General features: G+C 51.3%; 13 protein-coding genes. 11 read left to right on the top strand and 2 right to left on the bottom strand.

The window, feature by feature from the left end; translation table 11 throughout:
• The first annotated feature begins 127 nt into the window (after positions 1-127).
• The 3 genes from B9A24_RS19075 to B9A24_RS19085 are packed head-to-tail and all read left to right on the top strand — an operon-like array spanning position 128 to position 3,584.
• Positions 128-826 (top strand): HAD family hydrolase, encoded by a 699-nt coding sequence (locus B9A24_RS19075; RefSeq protein WP_084447611.1) that lies wholly within the window; start codon positions 128-130, stop codon positions 824-826.
• Between the two features lie 12 nt (positions 827-838).
• Positions 839-1,879 carry a UbiA family prenyltransferase gene (locus tag B9A24_RS19080; protein WP_084447612.1) on the top strand — a complete coding sequence of 347 codons (1,041 nt, stop codon included), beginning with the start codon at positions 839-841 and terminating at the stop codon, positions 1,877-1,879.
• Positions 1,880-1,910: 31 nt separating this feature from the next.
• Positions 1,911-3,584 (top strand): hypothetical protein, encoded by a 1,674-nt coding sequence (locus B9A24_RS19085; RefSeq protein WP_084447613.1) that lies wholly within the window; start codon positions 1,911-1,913, stop codon positions 3,582-3,584.
• 98 nt (positions 3,585-3,682) lie between these two features.
• Here B9A24_RS19085 and porX read toward each other — a convergent pair whose 3' ends face one another.
• Entirely contained in the window at positions 3,683-5,251 is a 1,569-nt protein-coding gene (gene porX / locus B9A24_RS19090; protein ID WP_084447614.1) for a T9SS response regulator signal transducer PorX, read from the bottom strand.
• A gap of 382 nt (positions 5,252-5,633) precedes the next feature.
• Between porX and B9A24_RS19095 the strand changes: the two genes are divergently transcribed.
• The 7 genes from B9A24_RS19095 to B9A24_RS19125 all read left to right on the top strand — a co-directional run bounded on the left by B9A24_RS19095 (position 5,634) and on the right by B9A24_RS19125 (position 12,151).
• Entirely contained in the window at positions 5,634-6,866 is a 1,233-nt protein-coding gene (locus tag B9A24_RS19095) for an HD domain-containing protein (protein WP_084447615.1), read from the top strand.
• Positions 6,867-6,940: 74 nt separating this feature from the next.
• Positions 6,941-7,981 carry a UDP-3-O-(3-hydroxymyristoyl)glucosamine N-acyltransferase gene (gene lpxD / locus B9A24_RS19100; RefSeq protein ID WP_084447616.1) on the top strand — a complete coding sequence of 347 codons (1,041 nt, stop codon included), beginning with the start codon at positions 6,941-6,943 and terminating at the stop codon, positions 7,979-7,981.
• Positions 7,982-8,096: 115 nt separating this feature from the next.
• Positions 8,097-9,491 (top strand): bifunctional UDP-3-O-[3-hydroxymyristoyl] N-acetylglucosamine deacetylase/3-hydroxyacyl-ACP dehydratase, encoded by a 1,395-nt coding sequence (locus B9A24_RS19105; RefSeq protein ID WP_084447617.1) that lies wholly within the window; start codon positions 8,097-8,099, stop codon positions 9,489-9,491.
• 114 nt (positions 9,492-9,605) lie between these two features.
• Positions 9,606-10,409, top strand: a complete 804-nt coding sequence (gene lpxA / locus B9A24_RS19110; protein WP_084447618.1) for an acyl-ACP--UDP-N-acetylglucosamine O-acyltransferase — start codon at positions 9,606-9,608, stop codon at positions 10,407-10,409.
• 6 nt (positions 10,410-10,415) lie between these two features.
• Complete coding sequence (locus B9A24_RS19115; protein WP_084447619.1) at positions 10,416-11,048, top strand: ABC transporter ATP-binding protein; 633 nt, start codon at positions 10,416-10,418, stop codon at positions 11,046-11,048.
• Positions 11,049-11,071: 23 nt separating this feature from the next.
• Positions 11,072-11,668, top strand: coding sequence for a Uma2 family endonuclease (locus B9A24_RS19120; protein ID WP_084447620.1), 597 nt, complete (start codon positions 11,072-11,074; stop codon positions 11,666-11,668).
• A 132-nt stretch (positions 11,669-11,800) separates the two neighbouring features.
• On the top strand, positions 11,801-12,151 hold the full coding sequence (locus tag B9A24_RS19125) for a hypothetical protein (RefSeq protein ID WP_084447621.1): 351 nt from the start codon (positions 11,801-11,803) through the stop codon (positions 12,149-12,151).
• A gap of 70 nt (positions 12,152-12,221) precedes the next feature.
• Here the strand turns inward: B9A24_RS19125 and B9A24_RS19130 are convergent, their stop codons facing one another.
• Positions 12,222-12,983 carry a DUF4197 domain-containing protein gene (locus B9A24_RS19130; RefSeq protein WP_084447622.1) on the bottom strand — a complete coding sequence of 254 codons (762 nt, stop codon included), beginning with the start codon at positions 12,981-12,983 and terminating at the stop codon, positions 12,222-12,224.
• Between the two features lie 101 nt (positions 12,984-13,084).
• Here B9A24_RS19130 and B9A24_RS19135 point away from each other — a divergent pair, with 101 nt between their 5' ends.
• Complete coding sequence (locus tag B9A24_RS19135; protein WP_084447623.1) at positions 13,085-14,335, top strand: competence/damage-inducible protein A; 1,251 nt, start codon at positions 13,085-13,087, stop codon at positions 14,333-14,335.
• The last annotated feature ends 93 nt before the right edge of the window (positions 14,336-14,428 follow it).

The following is a 14,428-nucleotide window of genomic DNA, read 5'->3' on the forward strand; positions in this document are numbered from 1 at the left end:
TCAATAAAATCATAAATTTCGACGCCAATATAGTTGAGTGAAAAAATAGTTATAAAAACTTAACATTTATTTGTATTATCAAGTATATACATAGTATGTTCGCATGATATAATTGAACTTTGATTACATGTATGACTATAGGAGTATTGAGTGGAACGCTATTAAGGTGGTCATTTTCGATGTCGATGGTACCCTTTATACCCAGTCCCGTCTTCGGAAGAAGATGTTATATGCCTTGTTGGGCTACTATGCAATGAGGCCTTGGAAAGCCAATGACCTGATGATTCTTCAGCGGTTTCGGGCTGAGCGCGAGAAGCGAGCCGGATACGCTGGTGGCAACCTAGAGCATGCGCAATATGACTGGTGTATTGCGAAAGGAGGCTACTCTCTTTCCAAAGTCAGGCAAGTGGTAGAGCAGTGGATGTTTACTTTTCCAAATCCCTACCTGGCGCGATGTACCTATCCGGGCACGCATAGCTTCTTTGCCAAACTCAAAAGCAAAGGCATCAAAATTGCCATCTACTCCGACTATAAGGCCCACGCTAAGATGCAGGCAATGGGACTCAAAGCTGACCTTATCGTCAGTTCTACCGATCCTGAAATTGACCGCCTCAAGCCTGACCCCACCGGGTTGCAGTACATCGCCGAGAAGCTTCAGGTACAACCCCAGGAATGCCTGTTCATTGGCGACCGGCAGGAGATGGATGGTGAGTGCGCCGTAAGAGCCGGCATGCCTTACCTCATTTTAGGTAAGAAACCCTTCCATTCATTTAATTTTTATCAACAACTCGAGCAAACCCTCACCAACCACCCTATCAGTGCCTAGACAACAACAATTATGAACGACTCGATATCTATTCCAACAGACCACTCTGCTACTGAAAGCCAGAGCACCATTGCGGCTGGTATAAGGGATTACATAGCCATAGCCCGCCCCGATAACTGGGCGAAGAATGTCTTCATGGTGCCGGGAATGCTATTTGCTTTAATAGTATTTGCCCCCCCCTTCACGACTGGGCTTTTATTTAAAATGATTGTAGGAGTAATAAGCACATGCCTTATTGCCTCGGCCAACTACGTTATCAACGAATACCTTGACGCAGAATTCGATAAGTTTCATCCGTTGAAAAAAGAAAGAACGTCGGTAGTTAAAGTAGTGAATCCGATAATTGTATACTCCGAATGGTTCCTATTAGCCATCGTGGGATTAAGTCTGGGATATCTTATTTCTATTCCATTCATGATGGTTTCGGCGTTCCTGCTTTTCATGGGTATTATGTACAACGTGCGCCCAATTCGTACGAAAGAGCGAGTGTATCTGGATGTTTTATCGGAATCTGTAAATAATCCCATTCGGTTTGTATTAGGTTGGTTTATTGTTGCTCCCGCGCTATCGTTGCACGAATTAAATCCCTCGTCTTTTTTTAATGTTCTGCCTGCCACTAGCATTATTGTCGCCTATTGGATGGGTGGTGCCTACCTGATGGCGACGAAGCGCTTTGCCGAATATCGCCTCATCAATAACCCTGAACTAGCGGGCCTTTATCGCAAGTCCTTCAAATACTACACTGAGCATAGCCTGCTGATTTCTATGTTCTTTTATGCGCTTACCGCAGCATTCTTTCTAGGTATTTTTCTCGTAAAAAACAGAGTCGAATTACTAGTCAGCTTTCCCTTCTTTGCACTATTATTTTCCTGGTATCTACGCATTGGGCTTCTAAAAGACTCGCCCGTTCAGGGCTCCGAAAAGCTTTATACCCGCAAGTGGTTTATGTTGTATGTCATATTGTTTTGTATCCTATTAACAGGCTTGATGTTCTTAGATATTCCTTGGCTGCATCAGCTTTTGCAGGATCATTATAATCTAAACAACCGGTAGATTTTCTGCCCTGGTTTATTAGTCTTGCCTGATGTCACTTATCAGACTGGCCACGCCTTCTTCCGTGGTACGTTCGCCCGCGCCCACCAACCCCACCATAGTTGCTTATTACCAGCGCTTTGCCCCTTATTTGGTTCTGGTAATCGGGATTGGCTTTCGGCTATTTCACTTCTTTTATAATCGGTCTTTATTCATCGATGAGCTTTATCTGAATATCAGCCTGATCAAACTCAACTTCTGGGAGTTAGCCACGCAGGCCCTGGCCTATGAGCAAAAAGCCCCTATTGGCTATCTATGGGCCGTCAAGCTCTGTGTCTTGCTTTTTGGCAAAGGCGAAAAAGCACTACGGCTTTTTTCTTTATTCTGTGGAATTAGTGCGCTATTTGCCTTTATTCCCGTCGCTCGCTTTTATCTTAAAACCTGGGGCGTTATCCTAGCCGTTGGTGTGCTTGCCTTATCCTGGGCAACCATTTACCATTCCGTGGAAGCGAAGCAGTACAGCGTTGAACTCCTGGCGACGGTTTTGGGCTTGTTGCTCTACACCAGATATCACAATGCTACTCGCTTATTGCCGCTACTGCTTTGGGGGCTGGCTGGGGGGCTTTTATTGTGGTTTTCCTTCTCACTCATCTTTGTGCTAGCCGGCATTGGTTCGGCAGTTAGCCTCAAAGTAATATTTGAGCGTAACTGGAAACGCTTTTTCACTTATCTCATTCCTTTTTCTCTTTGGCTGTTCAGCTTTAGCCTGTTGTACATGCTGTTTCTTAGCAAATACCATCAGTCTGGCTGGCTGATTGATTTCTTCGATAAGGCGTACGATGCCTTCATGCCCTTACGGCTGACCTCTTTTGCTCAAGTTATTTGGTTTCTAAAAAAGCCATATAACATACTCTACCACCCTCTTGGCCTGCTATTACATCTTGATGAGAATATAGATAGCTCCAGCGTTAAATTCATTCTGAAACTGGGCTGGCTCGAAGGCGTGTTTATCGTCTTCGGAATGATTATGTTATTTCGATCCGATAAATTAAACTTTTTCATACTCTTCCTGCCTATTCTTATTACCTTCCTCGCATCAGCATTCAAATTCTACCCTATTTTCGACAGGTTCATTCTATTTTTAGCTCCGCCGATAATACTCTTTCTTGCCTTCGGTGCTGAAAAAGTAATAGAACTATTTTCGTTAAGGTATAAGGCAGCGCTACTAGTAGTATTTTTGCTGGCAAGCCCTGCCTTAGCAAATTCAGCGCACCATGTTTTTTATCCCGACACGTTTGTTAAACTATCAAATTCTACTGAGCGAGAAGGAATTTTTTATATCAACAAAAATTTCAAGGAAGGTGATGTAGTCTACGTATTCTGGAATATGCGTCATGCTTATGATTATTATAAAGAAGCATACGGGTTGAAATACACTGCCATCAGGGGAAGCTACGTAAAATCTATTTCCACGAGCCCGGAAGATTATCTCCGAAAACTTTCGCCTGACTTTGAAAATTTCAAAGGCAAAAAAAGACTTTGGTATATATACAACACGAATAATAAAGATGACATTGGCGAATACGTCGGCCAGCCTGCTTGGTATAGTAAAGATGGGTATACCGCGCCTCTGTCTGTAGAACAGGAATTGGTTAAGATTGGAGACAAGATTTTCCGCTATAGATTATATAAGCAGCACATTATCCTGTATGATCTAAAAAAGTAGCTTGAAAGTATTGCAGCTCAATCCTGTCATTGTATTAAATCGCATAAAAAAGCCCCCGGTTAGTAGACGGGGGCTTTTTTTATGCGATTTAATGAAAGTTAAGATCCCTTTGGGCTAAGCGTTACAAAAGGAATAATGACTTCCTCCAGCGAGATGCCGCCGTGCTGGAACGTGTCCTTATAGTAGTTCACGTAGTAATTATAGTTGTTGGGATACGCAAAGAAGTAGTCACCAAGCGTAAACACATAAGCGGTACTTACATTTTCGCGGGGCAGGAAAATGCGCTCGGGCTTGCGCACCACATACACATCCTTTTCGGTAAAGCCCAGGTTTTTGCCGTGCTTGTAGCGCAGGTTAGTGTTAGTGTTACGGTCGCCCACGATTTTAAAGGGCCGCTTCACGCGGATGGTGCCGTGGTCGGTGGTGATAATAAGCTTGCCTTTCTTATCCGCAATCTGCTGGAGCATTTCATACAAGGGCGAGTGCAGAAACCAGGAGCGGGTGAGCGAGCGGTAAGCCGACTCGTCGCCGGCCAGCTCCCGGATCATGGCCATATCGGTGCGGGCGTGGGAGAGCATATCTACAAAGTTGTAGACGATGACATTGAGCTTATGATTGTTGTGCAGGTTACTCATCTTGCTCAGCAAGTCTTTGCCAGCCTGCAGGTTGGTCACCTTATTATAGCTGAACTTCTGCTTCTGGTTGGCCTTTTGGAACATGATTTCCAAAAACTCAGCCTCGTTCAGGTTTTTGCCTTCGTCATCGTCGTCGGTCACCCACAGGTTAGGGTATTTCTTCTGAATGTCCCCCGGCATCATGCCCGAGAAGATGGCGTTGCGGGCGTAGGCCGTGGTAGTGGGCAGGATGCTGTAATACATCTCCTCCGTGTCTACGGTGAACATTTCGGCAATAATGGGCTCCAGAATCTTCCACTGATCGTAGCGCAGGTTGTCGATGAGCACGAAGTACACGGGCGTATCGCCAGTGTCTTTGAGCAGCGGAAACACGCGCTTCTGAAACAACTCATGCGACATGAGCGGGGCATCGTCCACTTCCTTATTTACCCATTCCTCGTAGTTCTCCATAATAAACTTGGAGAAGTAGGTATTCGCCTCGTCCTTCTGCATGTTGAAGACATCAGCCATGCTCTTGCCTTCCGTCTCATCAATCTCTAGCTCCCAGTATACCAGCTTTTTGTACACGTCGGCCCACTCCTGGGGCGAGAGACGGTCGCCGAGCTGCATCCCCAGCTGGCGGAAGTCGCGCTGGTAACCGGTGTTGGTGCGCTCACTCACCAGACGCTTGTTGTCCAGCACCTTTTTTACGGAGAGCAGAATCTGGTTGGGGTTGACCGGCTTTATGAGATAATCGGCGATTTTGGAGCCGATGGCCTCTTCCATGATGTGCTCTTCCTCGCTCTTGGTAATCATGATGACGGGCACCGTAGGACGCGCCGCCTTGATTTCCGATAAGGTTTCGAGGCCGGTGAGGCCGGGCATATTCTCGTCGAGAAATACAATGTCAAAGTTCTGCTCGCCGACTTGCTCAATGGCATCGGCACCGCTGTTCACGGGCGTGACGTCGTAGCCGCGTTCTTTGAGAAAGAGAATATGGGGTTTGAGCAGGTCAATTTCGTCGTCGGCCCAAAGGATGTTGTATCGTTGCATAGGGGTGCTTAAGGGAAGTGTATCGCTTGAAATGAGTTGGACAGCGTAACTGTCTGGGGGATTAACCGAAAGCATTATGCTTCCGGCGACTAACGCCCCGCAACTAAAGTTTCATCAGTAGCTTTACTCACAATCAATTGATTTTGATTTTAAAAATTCAGATTAATCTATTTTTTGATTCTTGGCTCATCCATAATTAAGCTTAATTCAGTTGCTTCTGGTTCCCTGCGGATGCATCCGCGATGTAGCGCGAACTTTTAGTTCGCGTATCGTAGGACGACTCGCTGAAGGGCAATTTTCAACATCCGCAACGATACGCGAACTAAAAGTTCACGCTACATCCCAATGATTCCCCAGGCTGTAGCTTGGAGTTACTGCCCTAATGAACAAGAAAAAAATATTCAACGACCCGGTATATGGCTTTGTAACGGTGCCCACCGAGTTACTGTTTGATTTAATAGAGCATCCCTATTTCCAACGGCTGCGGCGTATTCAGCAATTGGGTCTTACGGGCTTCGTGTATCCGGGGGCGTTGCACACGCGCTTTCACCACGCGCTGGGCGCTATGCATCTGATGAGTATGGCGCTGCGCACGCTCAAAGACAAGGGAGTGCAGATTTCGGCAGCAGAAGGGCAGGCCGCGCTGGCGGCTATTCTGCTGCACGATGTGGGCCACGGGCCTCTCTCCCACGCCCTGGAAACGGCTATTTTTGACGAGGTGCCGCACGAGCAGCTGTCGCTTTATTTGATGCAGCGCCTCAACGCCGAGCACAATGGGGCCTTGGATCGGGCTATTGCCATTTTTCAGGGGAGCTACGCGCGGCCGTTTTTTCATCAGTTGGTGAGTAGTCAGCTGGATATGGACCGGCTTGATTATCTGAACCGTGATTCATTTTATACCGGCGTGCAGGAGGGCCGGCCCGGTGCCGACCGCCTCATCAAAATGCTGACCGTGGTAGATGAGCGCCTGGCATTGGAGGAAAAAGCCATCTACTCCGTCGAGAATTTTCTGGTAAGTCGGCGGCTGATGTACTGGCAGGTGTATCTGCACAAAACGGTGACCAGCGCTGAGCAGATGATTATTCGGATTGTGCAGCGGGCCCGCGACCTGGTGCGCACGGGGCACGAGGTGCCGGCCAGTGCCGACCTGCATTTCTTCCTGGCCAAGGCAGTTACGCTGCTGGACTTTGAGAAAGACGACACCATTCTACAACGCTTCGTGCAGCTGGATGATCATGACATCTGGGGAGCCGTGAAAATGTGGGCTTCCCACCCCGACCGCGTCCTCAGCTACCTTTCGCGCAGCCTGCTCGACCGGCGCTTATTTAAAATAATCCTGCAGACGGAGCCGTTTGAGGAGGAGATGAAAGCTGGTGTGGTCGAATTAATTGCCGAACACTTCCATTTGCCCCCCAGCGAGGCCAGTCAGCTGATGCTTACAGGCCGCATCAGCAATAATGCCTATGATGCTGATGGTAAGGATACGATTGATGTTCTGACGAAGTCGGGGCGGGTGGTAAATGTGGCGGAAGCTTCGGATTTACCCAATATTCGCGCCTTGGGGCAACGGGTTGAGAAGCATTATATCTGTTATCCGAAGGAGATAGCGCAATAGAAAAAGTAGCGCGGAAATTCGTCCCGCGCTATTCTTAAAAAAACTCACCAATTGATTTTATTTACTTTTGCCCGATGGAATTTACTGTTGGCCAAATAGCCGAAGTACTCAGTGGCACTGTCGAGGGCAACGCAGCTTTGCGCATCGACCGGCTGGCAAAAATCGAGGAAGCGCAAGCTGGCGCTTTGGCTTTTTTAGCGAATGCCAAGTATGAGCCGCACTTATATACAACGGGTGCTTCCGCCATTATCGTTAGCCAGACGCAAGCCTTGAAGCAACCCGTAGCGGCGGCCCTTATCCGCGTCGATGATCCGTATTTGTGCTTTAGCCGCTTACTGGAGTTTTATCAGCAGACTACTCGCACGGGTCGGCGCGGTGTGGAAGACCCCGCCTTTCTGGGTGCCAACTCCAGTATTGGGGAAGGTCATTTCCGGGGGGCTTTTTCCTATATCGGTCAGGGATGCACCATCGGGAGCGACGTGCTCATTTTCCCCCACGCTACCATCGGCGACCGGTGCCGCATCGGTGATGGCACCATTATCTATGCGGGCGCCAGGATTTATGCGGATACTATTATCGGGGCGCGCTGCACCGTGCACGCGGGCGCCGTTCTAGGCTCCGATGGCTTCGGATTTGCCCCCCAGCCCGACGGCTCTTACCACGCCATTCCGCAGATCGGGAATGTAGTACTGGAAGATAACGTCAGCATCGGGGCCAATGCTACTATTGACTGCGCCACCCTGGGCTCAACTATTATTCGGGAAGGCAGCAAGATTGACAACCTAGTGCAGATTGCTCACAATGTGGAAATCGGCCGCCATACTGTGGTGGCCGCTCAGACCGGTATTTCCGGCTCGACCAAGATTGGGGATTACTGCGTGCTGGCGGGCCAGGCCGGCCTGGCGGGCCACCTGACCCTGGCTAACCGCACAACCGTTACGGCGCAGTCGGGCGTGGGCAAATCGATAAAGGAGGAAGGTCAGTTTCTGCAAGGCTCCCCGGCGTTCAACCTGCGTGATAGTTTGCGCGCTAACGCTATTTTCCGGCAACTGCCCGAACTGGCGCGCCGCCTCGATGTATTAGAAAGCAACGCAAGCGCAACAGAAAAGTCCTAGCTTTGCCCTTCCTTAGAAGTGAGATACGAGAAGTGAGAAGTGAGAAAAGAAAAGCCGTGGCGCTTTACCCTTTTCCTTATCTGACTTCTCGCTTCTCACTTCTCACTTCTAAAAGATGAACGACAAGCAACACACGATCAAGTCGCCGGTTACTGTGAGCGGCATTGGGCTGCATACGGGCGTGCAGGCCACCATGACCTTTTGCCCGGCGCCGGTCAACCACGGCTACAAGTTTCAGCGCATCGATTTGCCCGGTAAGCCCATCGTAGATGCCGACGTAGATAACGTAGTAGACCTTTCCCGCGGCACCACCATCGAGCAGAACGGAGCCCGCGTGAATACAGTGGAGCACACGCTGGCGGCGTTAGTAGGATTGCAGATTGATAACGTGCTCATTCAGCTTGATGGCCCCGAGCCGCCCATTATGGATGGCTCCTCGTACGAGTTCATCAAGCCTTTGCAGGAAGCGGGCTTTGAGGAGCAGAATGCGCTGCGCAACTACTTCGAGATTCCCGAGAGCATTCGCTACGTAGATAATGCCCGCCATGTGGAGCTGGCGGTGCTACCCTTGCACGACTACCGCGTAACGGTGATGGTAGACTACAACTCTCCTGTACTAGGCTCCCAGCACGCCACCCTCACCGATATTACTCATTTCGCCACCGAAATAGCCTCTTCGCGCACCTTCTGCTTTTTGCATGAATTGGAAGCGCTGTACAAGCAAAACCTCATCAAGGGCGGCGACCTCAGCAATGCTATTGTGGTGGTAGACCGCGTGGTAAGCGAGGAAGAGCTCCACGACTTGGCCGAGATGCTGGGCAAGCCAAAGGTTGCCGTCAAGAAGGAAGGCATTTTGAATAATGTTGACCTCCGCTACAAAAACGAGCCTGCTCGCCATAAGCTACTGGACCTAGTAGGTGATTTAGCCTTGGTAGGTCGGCCGCTGAAAGGTCAAATTTTGGCTGCTCGTCCTGGCCATGCGGCCAATGTGGCGTTTGCTAAGAAGATTAAGAAGAAAATGATGGAGGTGGACTCGTCGCCGGTGCCCACCTATGATCCCGGCCGCGAGCCGGTGATGGATATCAACCAAATCTCGGCCACTCTACCGCACCGCTACCCTTTTCTGCTCATCGACAAGATTATTCATCTTGATACGACTACCGTGACGAGCGTGAAGAACGTGACGATGAACGAGCAGTTTTTCCAGGGCCACTTTCCCGGCAATCCCGTTATGCCCGGCGTCATTCAGATTGAGGCTATGGCCCAGACTGGCGGTATTCTGGTCTTAAACACAGTAAAAGACCCCGAGAATTACTGGACGTACTTCCTCGGAATTGAGAACTGCCGCTTCCGAAAAAAGGTAATTCCCGGCGATACCATCATCTTCAAATGCCAGTTGCTGGCTCCCGTTAAGCGCGGCATTGCCAAAATGAGCGGCAAAGCTTTTGTGAATGGTAAAGTAGTAATGGAGGCCGAAATGAGCGCTGCCATCGTCCGCAAAGACGCCTAGTTTCAATTAACAGTTATCAGTTAACATTTAACAGACTTGAACTTCACTTAGAAATTCTGGACGCGGTTAGGTAGCATTGATAATTGTTAAATGTTAATTGTTAATTGATTTCGAATGAACCAACCCCTCGCCTATATTCACCCCGAGGCTAAAATTGCGCAAAACGTAGTGGTAGAGCCTTTTACTACTATTGATAAGGACGTAGAAATTGGCGAGGGCACTTGGATTGGGCCCAATGTGACGATCATGCAGGGAGCCCGTATTGGCAAGAACTGCAAGATTTTTCCGGGGGCCGTTATTGCCGCCATGCCCCAGGATTTGAAGTTCGCGGGCGAAAAAACCACGGCTCACATCGGCGACAATACGGTGGTCCGGGAGTGCGTGACGGTAAATCGGGGTACCGTGGACCGCATGCGGACGGTAGTGGGTGCCAATTGCCTGCTGATGGCCTACGTGCACGTAGCTCACGACTGTATAGTTGGTGATAATTGCGTGTTAGCTAACTCCGTACAGCTTGCCGGCCATGTGGAGATTGGCGACTACGCCATTGTAGGTGGCATGTCAGCGGTGCATCAGTTTGTGAAAGTAGGGCCGCACACCATGATTTCGGGCGGTTCCTTGGTACGCAAGGATGTGCCGCCTTTTGTGAAGGCCGGCCGCGAGCCCCTGACATACAGCGGTATCAATTCAATTGGTCTGCGCCGCCGGGGCTACTCCGATAACAAGATCAGCGAGATTCAACAAATCTACCGACTTCTGTTTCTGAGCAAGCTCAATAACGCCGATGCGCTAGATAAAGTAGAGCTGGAATTACTGCCCTCGCCCGAGCGGGATGAAGTCGTGAACTTTGTGCGCAACTCCGGGCGCGGCGTAATCAAAGGCTACTCGCGCAGCAGCAACGGCGGCTCCGACTACTAATAGTTTATGCAGATTCAGGCCACCGGGCTGGGCAAGCGCTTCAATCGCGACTGGATTTTCCGGCACCTGACCCATACTTTTCGACCTGGCACCGCTACGGCTATTCTGGGGCCGAATGGCGCGGGCAAAAGCACCCTTCTGAACACCCTTTCCGGCCAGATCTTGCCTACCGATGGCACCCTTACTTATACGTTGCAAGGCAAGCCGCTAGCAGTAGAGGACGTGCCGGCCCAGTTGGCCTACTGCGCGCCGTATCTGGAGCTGATTGAGGAGCTGACACTCAGTGAGCTGCTACATTTTCATACTCGCTTTAAGCCCCTCCGGCCGGGTATGAGCACCCAAGGCCTGATAGAGCTGCTCTACCTGGAAAAGTCCCGCCACAAGCTCGTGCGTGACTTCTCTTCGGGCATGAAGCAGCGCCTCAAGCTGGGCCTGGCCTTATACGGCGCCGCTCCTCTGCTGCTGCTCGACGAGCCCACCACCAACCTGGACCGGGCGGGCGTGGCTTGGTATCAGGAGCATGTGCGTGCTACGGCGCCGGACCGGTTGGTACTGGTAAGCTCTAATGTAGCGGAGGAATACGACTTTTGTGAGGAGCAGCTGGATGTAACCAGCTTTGGGGCTACGGCAGCTCGATAGGCCCGAAAAAGGCCCCCCACGCTATGTCTGCTCAGCCTCAACCTACCTCCCTCATTTCCCCGGAAGAATATCTGGCGGCCGACCGTGCGGCCGAGTATAAGAGCGAGTACTACCAGGGCGAGATGGTAGCTATGGCCGGGGCCAGCAAAGAGCATAATCAGCAAGTTGCCAACATTATCACAGAATTGGGCAGCCAAACCCGCGACCGGGACTACATTTACGCCAGTGACTTGCGGCTCAACAATGCCGCCATCAGTTCTTGCGCCTACCCCGACGTGACAATGGTATGCGGCCCGGCGGATTTGTTGGCTGACACCTACCTCGACACCTTACTTACTCCCACGCTGTTGGTGGAAGTACTTTCGCCCTCCACCGCCGATAATGACCGGGGCCGTAAGTTCTTGTTCTACCGTTCTATTCCTTCTTTGCGGTACTACGTACTGGTAGAAACCCTTAAGCCGCAGGTTGAGGTGTTTTCGCGGATTGACGCCGAAAACTGGAATTTCTGCGAATTTAAGGGGCTGGACGTGATAGTGCCACTACCCGCGCTTGATTTGTTTTTGCCCCTCGCGGAGATTTATCGTAAGCTTCGTTTTAACTCTTCTCAAGCAGAGCACTAGCTGATCATTGCTGAAAAAACGACTTTATTTCCAACGCAAAAACCATTCGGGCCGTATCTTCGCAACCACCCAATGGGTAGGACCATTGCCAAAAGTATTCTTCTTTCAATTATCACCTGCCCTGACACGGCCATGAGACAATACGACGACCTCGACGACGATTCGCTCGATGATGACGAGCTAGATAACTTCGCCAAAAGCGGCGGGCGCGCTGATAGTGGCAGCACTGAAGATCGACTCAGCGCCAAGTATGCCGATTATCTGATGTGGCGCGACACGGGCTCCTCCCACGATGAGGCGCTGGACCTGGCCAGCATGACGGAGGAAGAGTACACCGCCGCCGAAGCCGCCGAGGACCCTGATAGCAGCGGCTTTGCCTCCCTCGATGACGATGACGACTTCGATATTGCTGACGACGATGACGACTTGGGTAGCAACCGTTCCAGTCGCGGTGGCCGGATCAGCGATGATGATGACTTTTAGAGCTAACCGCTAATAAAAAAAGCCCCCCGGCATCTGGCTGGGGGGCTTTTTTAATGATTTAAGCTACAGACTACGATTTTTTGCCGAAAACCCGCCGCAATAACTCGCTACCGCGAGCCACCGGATTTTCCCTAATGTTTGCTTCCTCCTGCGCAATGAGGGTAAAAAGCCCCCCAATAGCCTTGTCGGTAGCATATTGGTTCAGATCAGTGTTGACGGGCTGCACCAGCGGAATGCGGTTGTATCGCGTCGTCAGGTCGGTGTAGTAGCGGGTGGCATTCACCTTATCCAACGACTGCTGAATAATGGGCTTGAAGGCGGTGGTGAGTTGCGTGGTAGTGGTGCGGCGCAGATAATTGGTAGCGGCGTCCTTCTGGCCAGTCAGGATTCCCCACACGTCCTGGAAGGTCAGACTTTTGATGGCGGCCAGAAAGATAGGCTTCGCGCTTTTAGCCGCATCCTCAGCGCCGCGGTTCAACGACAGCTCGAACTTATCGACCTGTGAGCCTAACCCGATAGTACGCAAGGTGTTGGCTACACGCTGGGCATCGGGCGGAAACGGAATGCGAATGAGCTTGTTGAGGTAGAAGCCATCTTGCTGGGAGGCTTGGTCGGCACCTTTGCTGATGCCTTGCGTTAATGCCTCCTTCAGGCCGCGGGCAGCCTCATCCTGGGTGATGCTACCAGTGGAGCCCTGCGTGGTGGTTTTAGTAGTCGTGGATGGAGTTGTCAAAATACCCCCCAGCTTGGGCAGGCGAAAAACCTGCGCTGAGGCGGCAATGTGCAAACCAAGCAAAGCAGTGAGTACAAGCGAATAGCGAATCTTTTTCATAACTCGGGGCAACTAAAGTGTAACGACCCAACGGGCCGGGCGTACTGGCTAAGGCACAAACCGGACCAAACCATCCTACTTTTTCTTTACTTATTCCCTCTATGCGGCAGGTACCTAACGCAGAAATTATTACCATCGGCGACGAGCTACTGTATGGCCAGGTTGTAGATACCAACTCGGCTTTCATGGGCCAAGAACTCGGTAAGCTCGGCATTCGGGTGCGCCAGATAACCAGCGTCTCCGATAGGGCGGCCGAAATCGTGCTGGCGCTGGATGCTGCCCGCGAGCGGGCCGACGTGGTGTTGATTACCGGCGGGCTCGGCCCGACCAAAGACGATTTGACCAAGCATATTCTCACCGAATACTTCCGCTCCGAGTTGGTACTGCATGAGCCTTCCCTGCGCGACGTGGAAGGTATCTTTGCCCGCTTCAACCGGCCTATGCTGCAAGTAAACCGGCAACAGGCTTACCTGCCCGCCGCTTGCACTCCTATTCGCAATGCCGTAGGCACCGCGCCCGGCATGTGGTTTGAGGACCGGGAAGTGGTGTTTGTGTCGATGCCGGGTGTGCCCTTTGAGATGAAGCGCATGATGACCGACATCGTACTGCCGAAGCTGAAAGAACATTTTCATACGGCTCCCATTGAGCACTTGGTGGTGCAGACGGTGGGCCTGGGCGAGTCGTTTCTGGCCGAGAAAATCGCGGACTGGGAAGACAATTTGCCCCCCAACTTCAAGCTGGCTTACCTACCTAATCTCGGGGCTGTGCGCTTGCGCCTCACCGCCACGGATGACGGCCTACCCGATCTGCGCGGCCGACTGGAGGCCCACCTCCCCCTGCTGCGGGAGCGCCTCGGCGACTACATTTTTGCCGTGGGTGAAGTGTCATTAGAAGCTGCCGTGGGTCAATTATTGGTTGAGCGCAACCTCACTATTGGCACGGCCGAGAGTTGTACAGGCGGCTACCTGGCCCATAAGCTGACCAGCGTTGCCGGTAGCTCGCGTTACTTTCTGGGGGGCATTTTAGCGTATCATAATGATATTAAAATCAAACAGCTAGGCGTAAGCACCGAAACCTTAGCTACACATGGTGCGGTAAGCGAAGCTACCGTATGTGAGATGGCCGAAGGTGCCCGCCGCCACCTGGGCGTAGATGTGGCGCTGGCGACCAGCGGCATTGCCGGCCCCGATGGCGGCACCCCTGAGAAGCCGGTCGGCACCATTTGTATTGCCTACGCCGACGCTCATCAGACCATTAGCAAACAGTTTTCCTTCGACCGGGGTCGGCAACTCAATGTTGAATATACGACGACGACTATCTTGAATCTGCTGCGGCAGAGCTTACCGAAGTAGGCTCAACTTCGGCCCAAGGCGCGCGCTGGTCGGCCACGCAAGTGGAGCAGTTAATTTTGGCAGATATATGCCGCTTACTGGCACCGTAGCTTT

The sequence above is a fragment of the Hymenobacter roseosalivarius DSM 11622 genome, from assembly GCF_900176135.1.
Lineage (GTDB): Bacteria > Bacteroidota > Bacteroidia > Cytophagales > Hymenobacteraceae > Hymenobacter > Hymenobacter roseosalivarius.

Coding starts and splice junctions, on each gene's coding strand:
- B9A24_RS19075 (WP_084447611.1), top strand. CDS start 128: ATGTATGACTATAGGAGTATTGAGTGGAACGCTATTAAGGTGGTCATT.
- B9A24_RS19125 (WP_084447621.1), top strand. CDS start 11,801: ATGAGACAATACGACGACCTCGACGACGATTCGCTCGATGATGACGAG.
- B9A24_RS19085 (WP_084447613.1), top strand. CDS start 1,911: ATGTCACTTATCAGACTGGCCACGCCTTCTTCCGTGGTACGTTCGCCC.
- lpxA (WP_084447618.1), top strand. CDS start 9,606: ATGAACCAACCCCTCGCCTATATTCACCCCGAGGCTAAAATTGCGCAA.
- lpxD (WP_084447616.1), top strand. CDS start 6,941: ATGGAATTTACTGTTGGCCAAATAGCCGAAGTACTCAGTGGCACTGTC.
- B9A24_RS19080 (WP_084447612.1), top strand. CDS start 839: ATGAACGACTCGATATCTATTCCAACAGACCACTCTGCTACTGAAAGC.
- B9A24_RS19135 (WP_084447623.1), top strand. CDS start 13,085: ATGCGGCAGGTACCTAACGCAGAAATTATTACCATCGGCGACGAGCTA.
- B9A24_RS19130 (WP_084447622.1), bottom strand. CDS start 12,983: ATGAAAAAGATTCGCTATTCGCTTGTACTCACTGCTTTGCTTGGTTTG.
- porX (WP_084447614.1), bottom strand. CDS start 5,251: ATGCAACGATACAACATCCTTTGGGCCGACGACGAAATTGACCTGCTC.
- B9A24_RS19115 (WP_084447619.1), top strand. CDS start 10,416: ATGCAGATTCAGGCCACCGGGCTGGGCAAGCGCTTCAATCGCGACTGG.
- B9A24_RS19120 (WP_084447620.1), top strand. CDS start 11,072: ATGTCTGCTCAGCCTCAACCTACCTCCCTCATTTCCCCGGAAGAATAT.
- B9A24_RS19095 (WP_084447615.1), top strand. CDS start 5,634: ATGAACAAGAAAAAAATATTCAACGACCCGGTATATGGCTTTGTAACG.
- B9A24_RS19105 (WP_084447617.1), top strand. CDS start 8,097: ATGAACGACAAGCAACACACGATCAAGTCGCCGGTTACTGTGAGCGGC.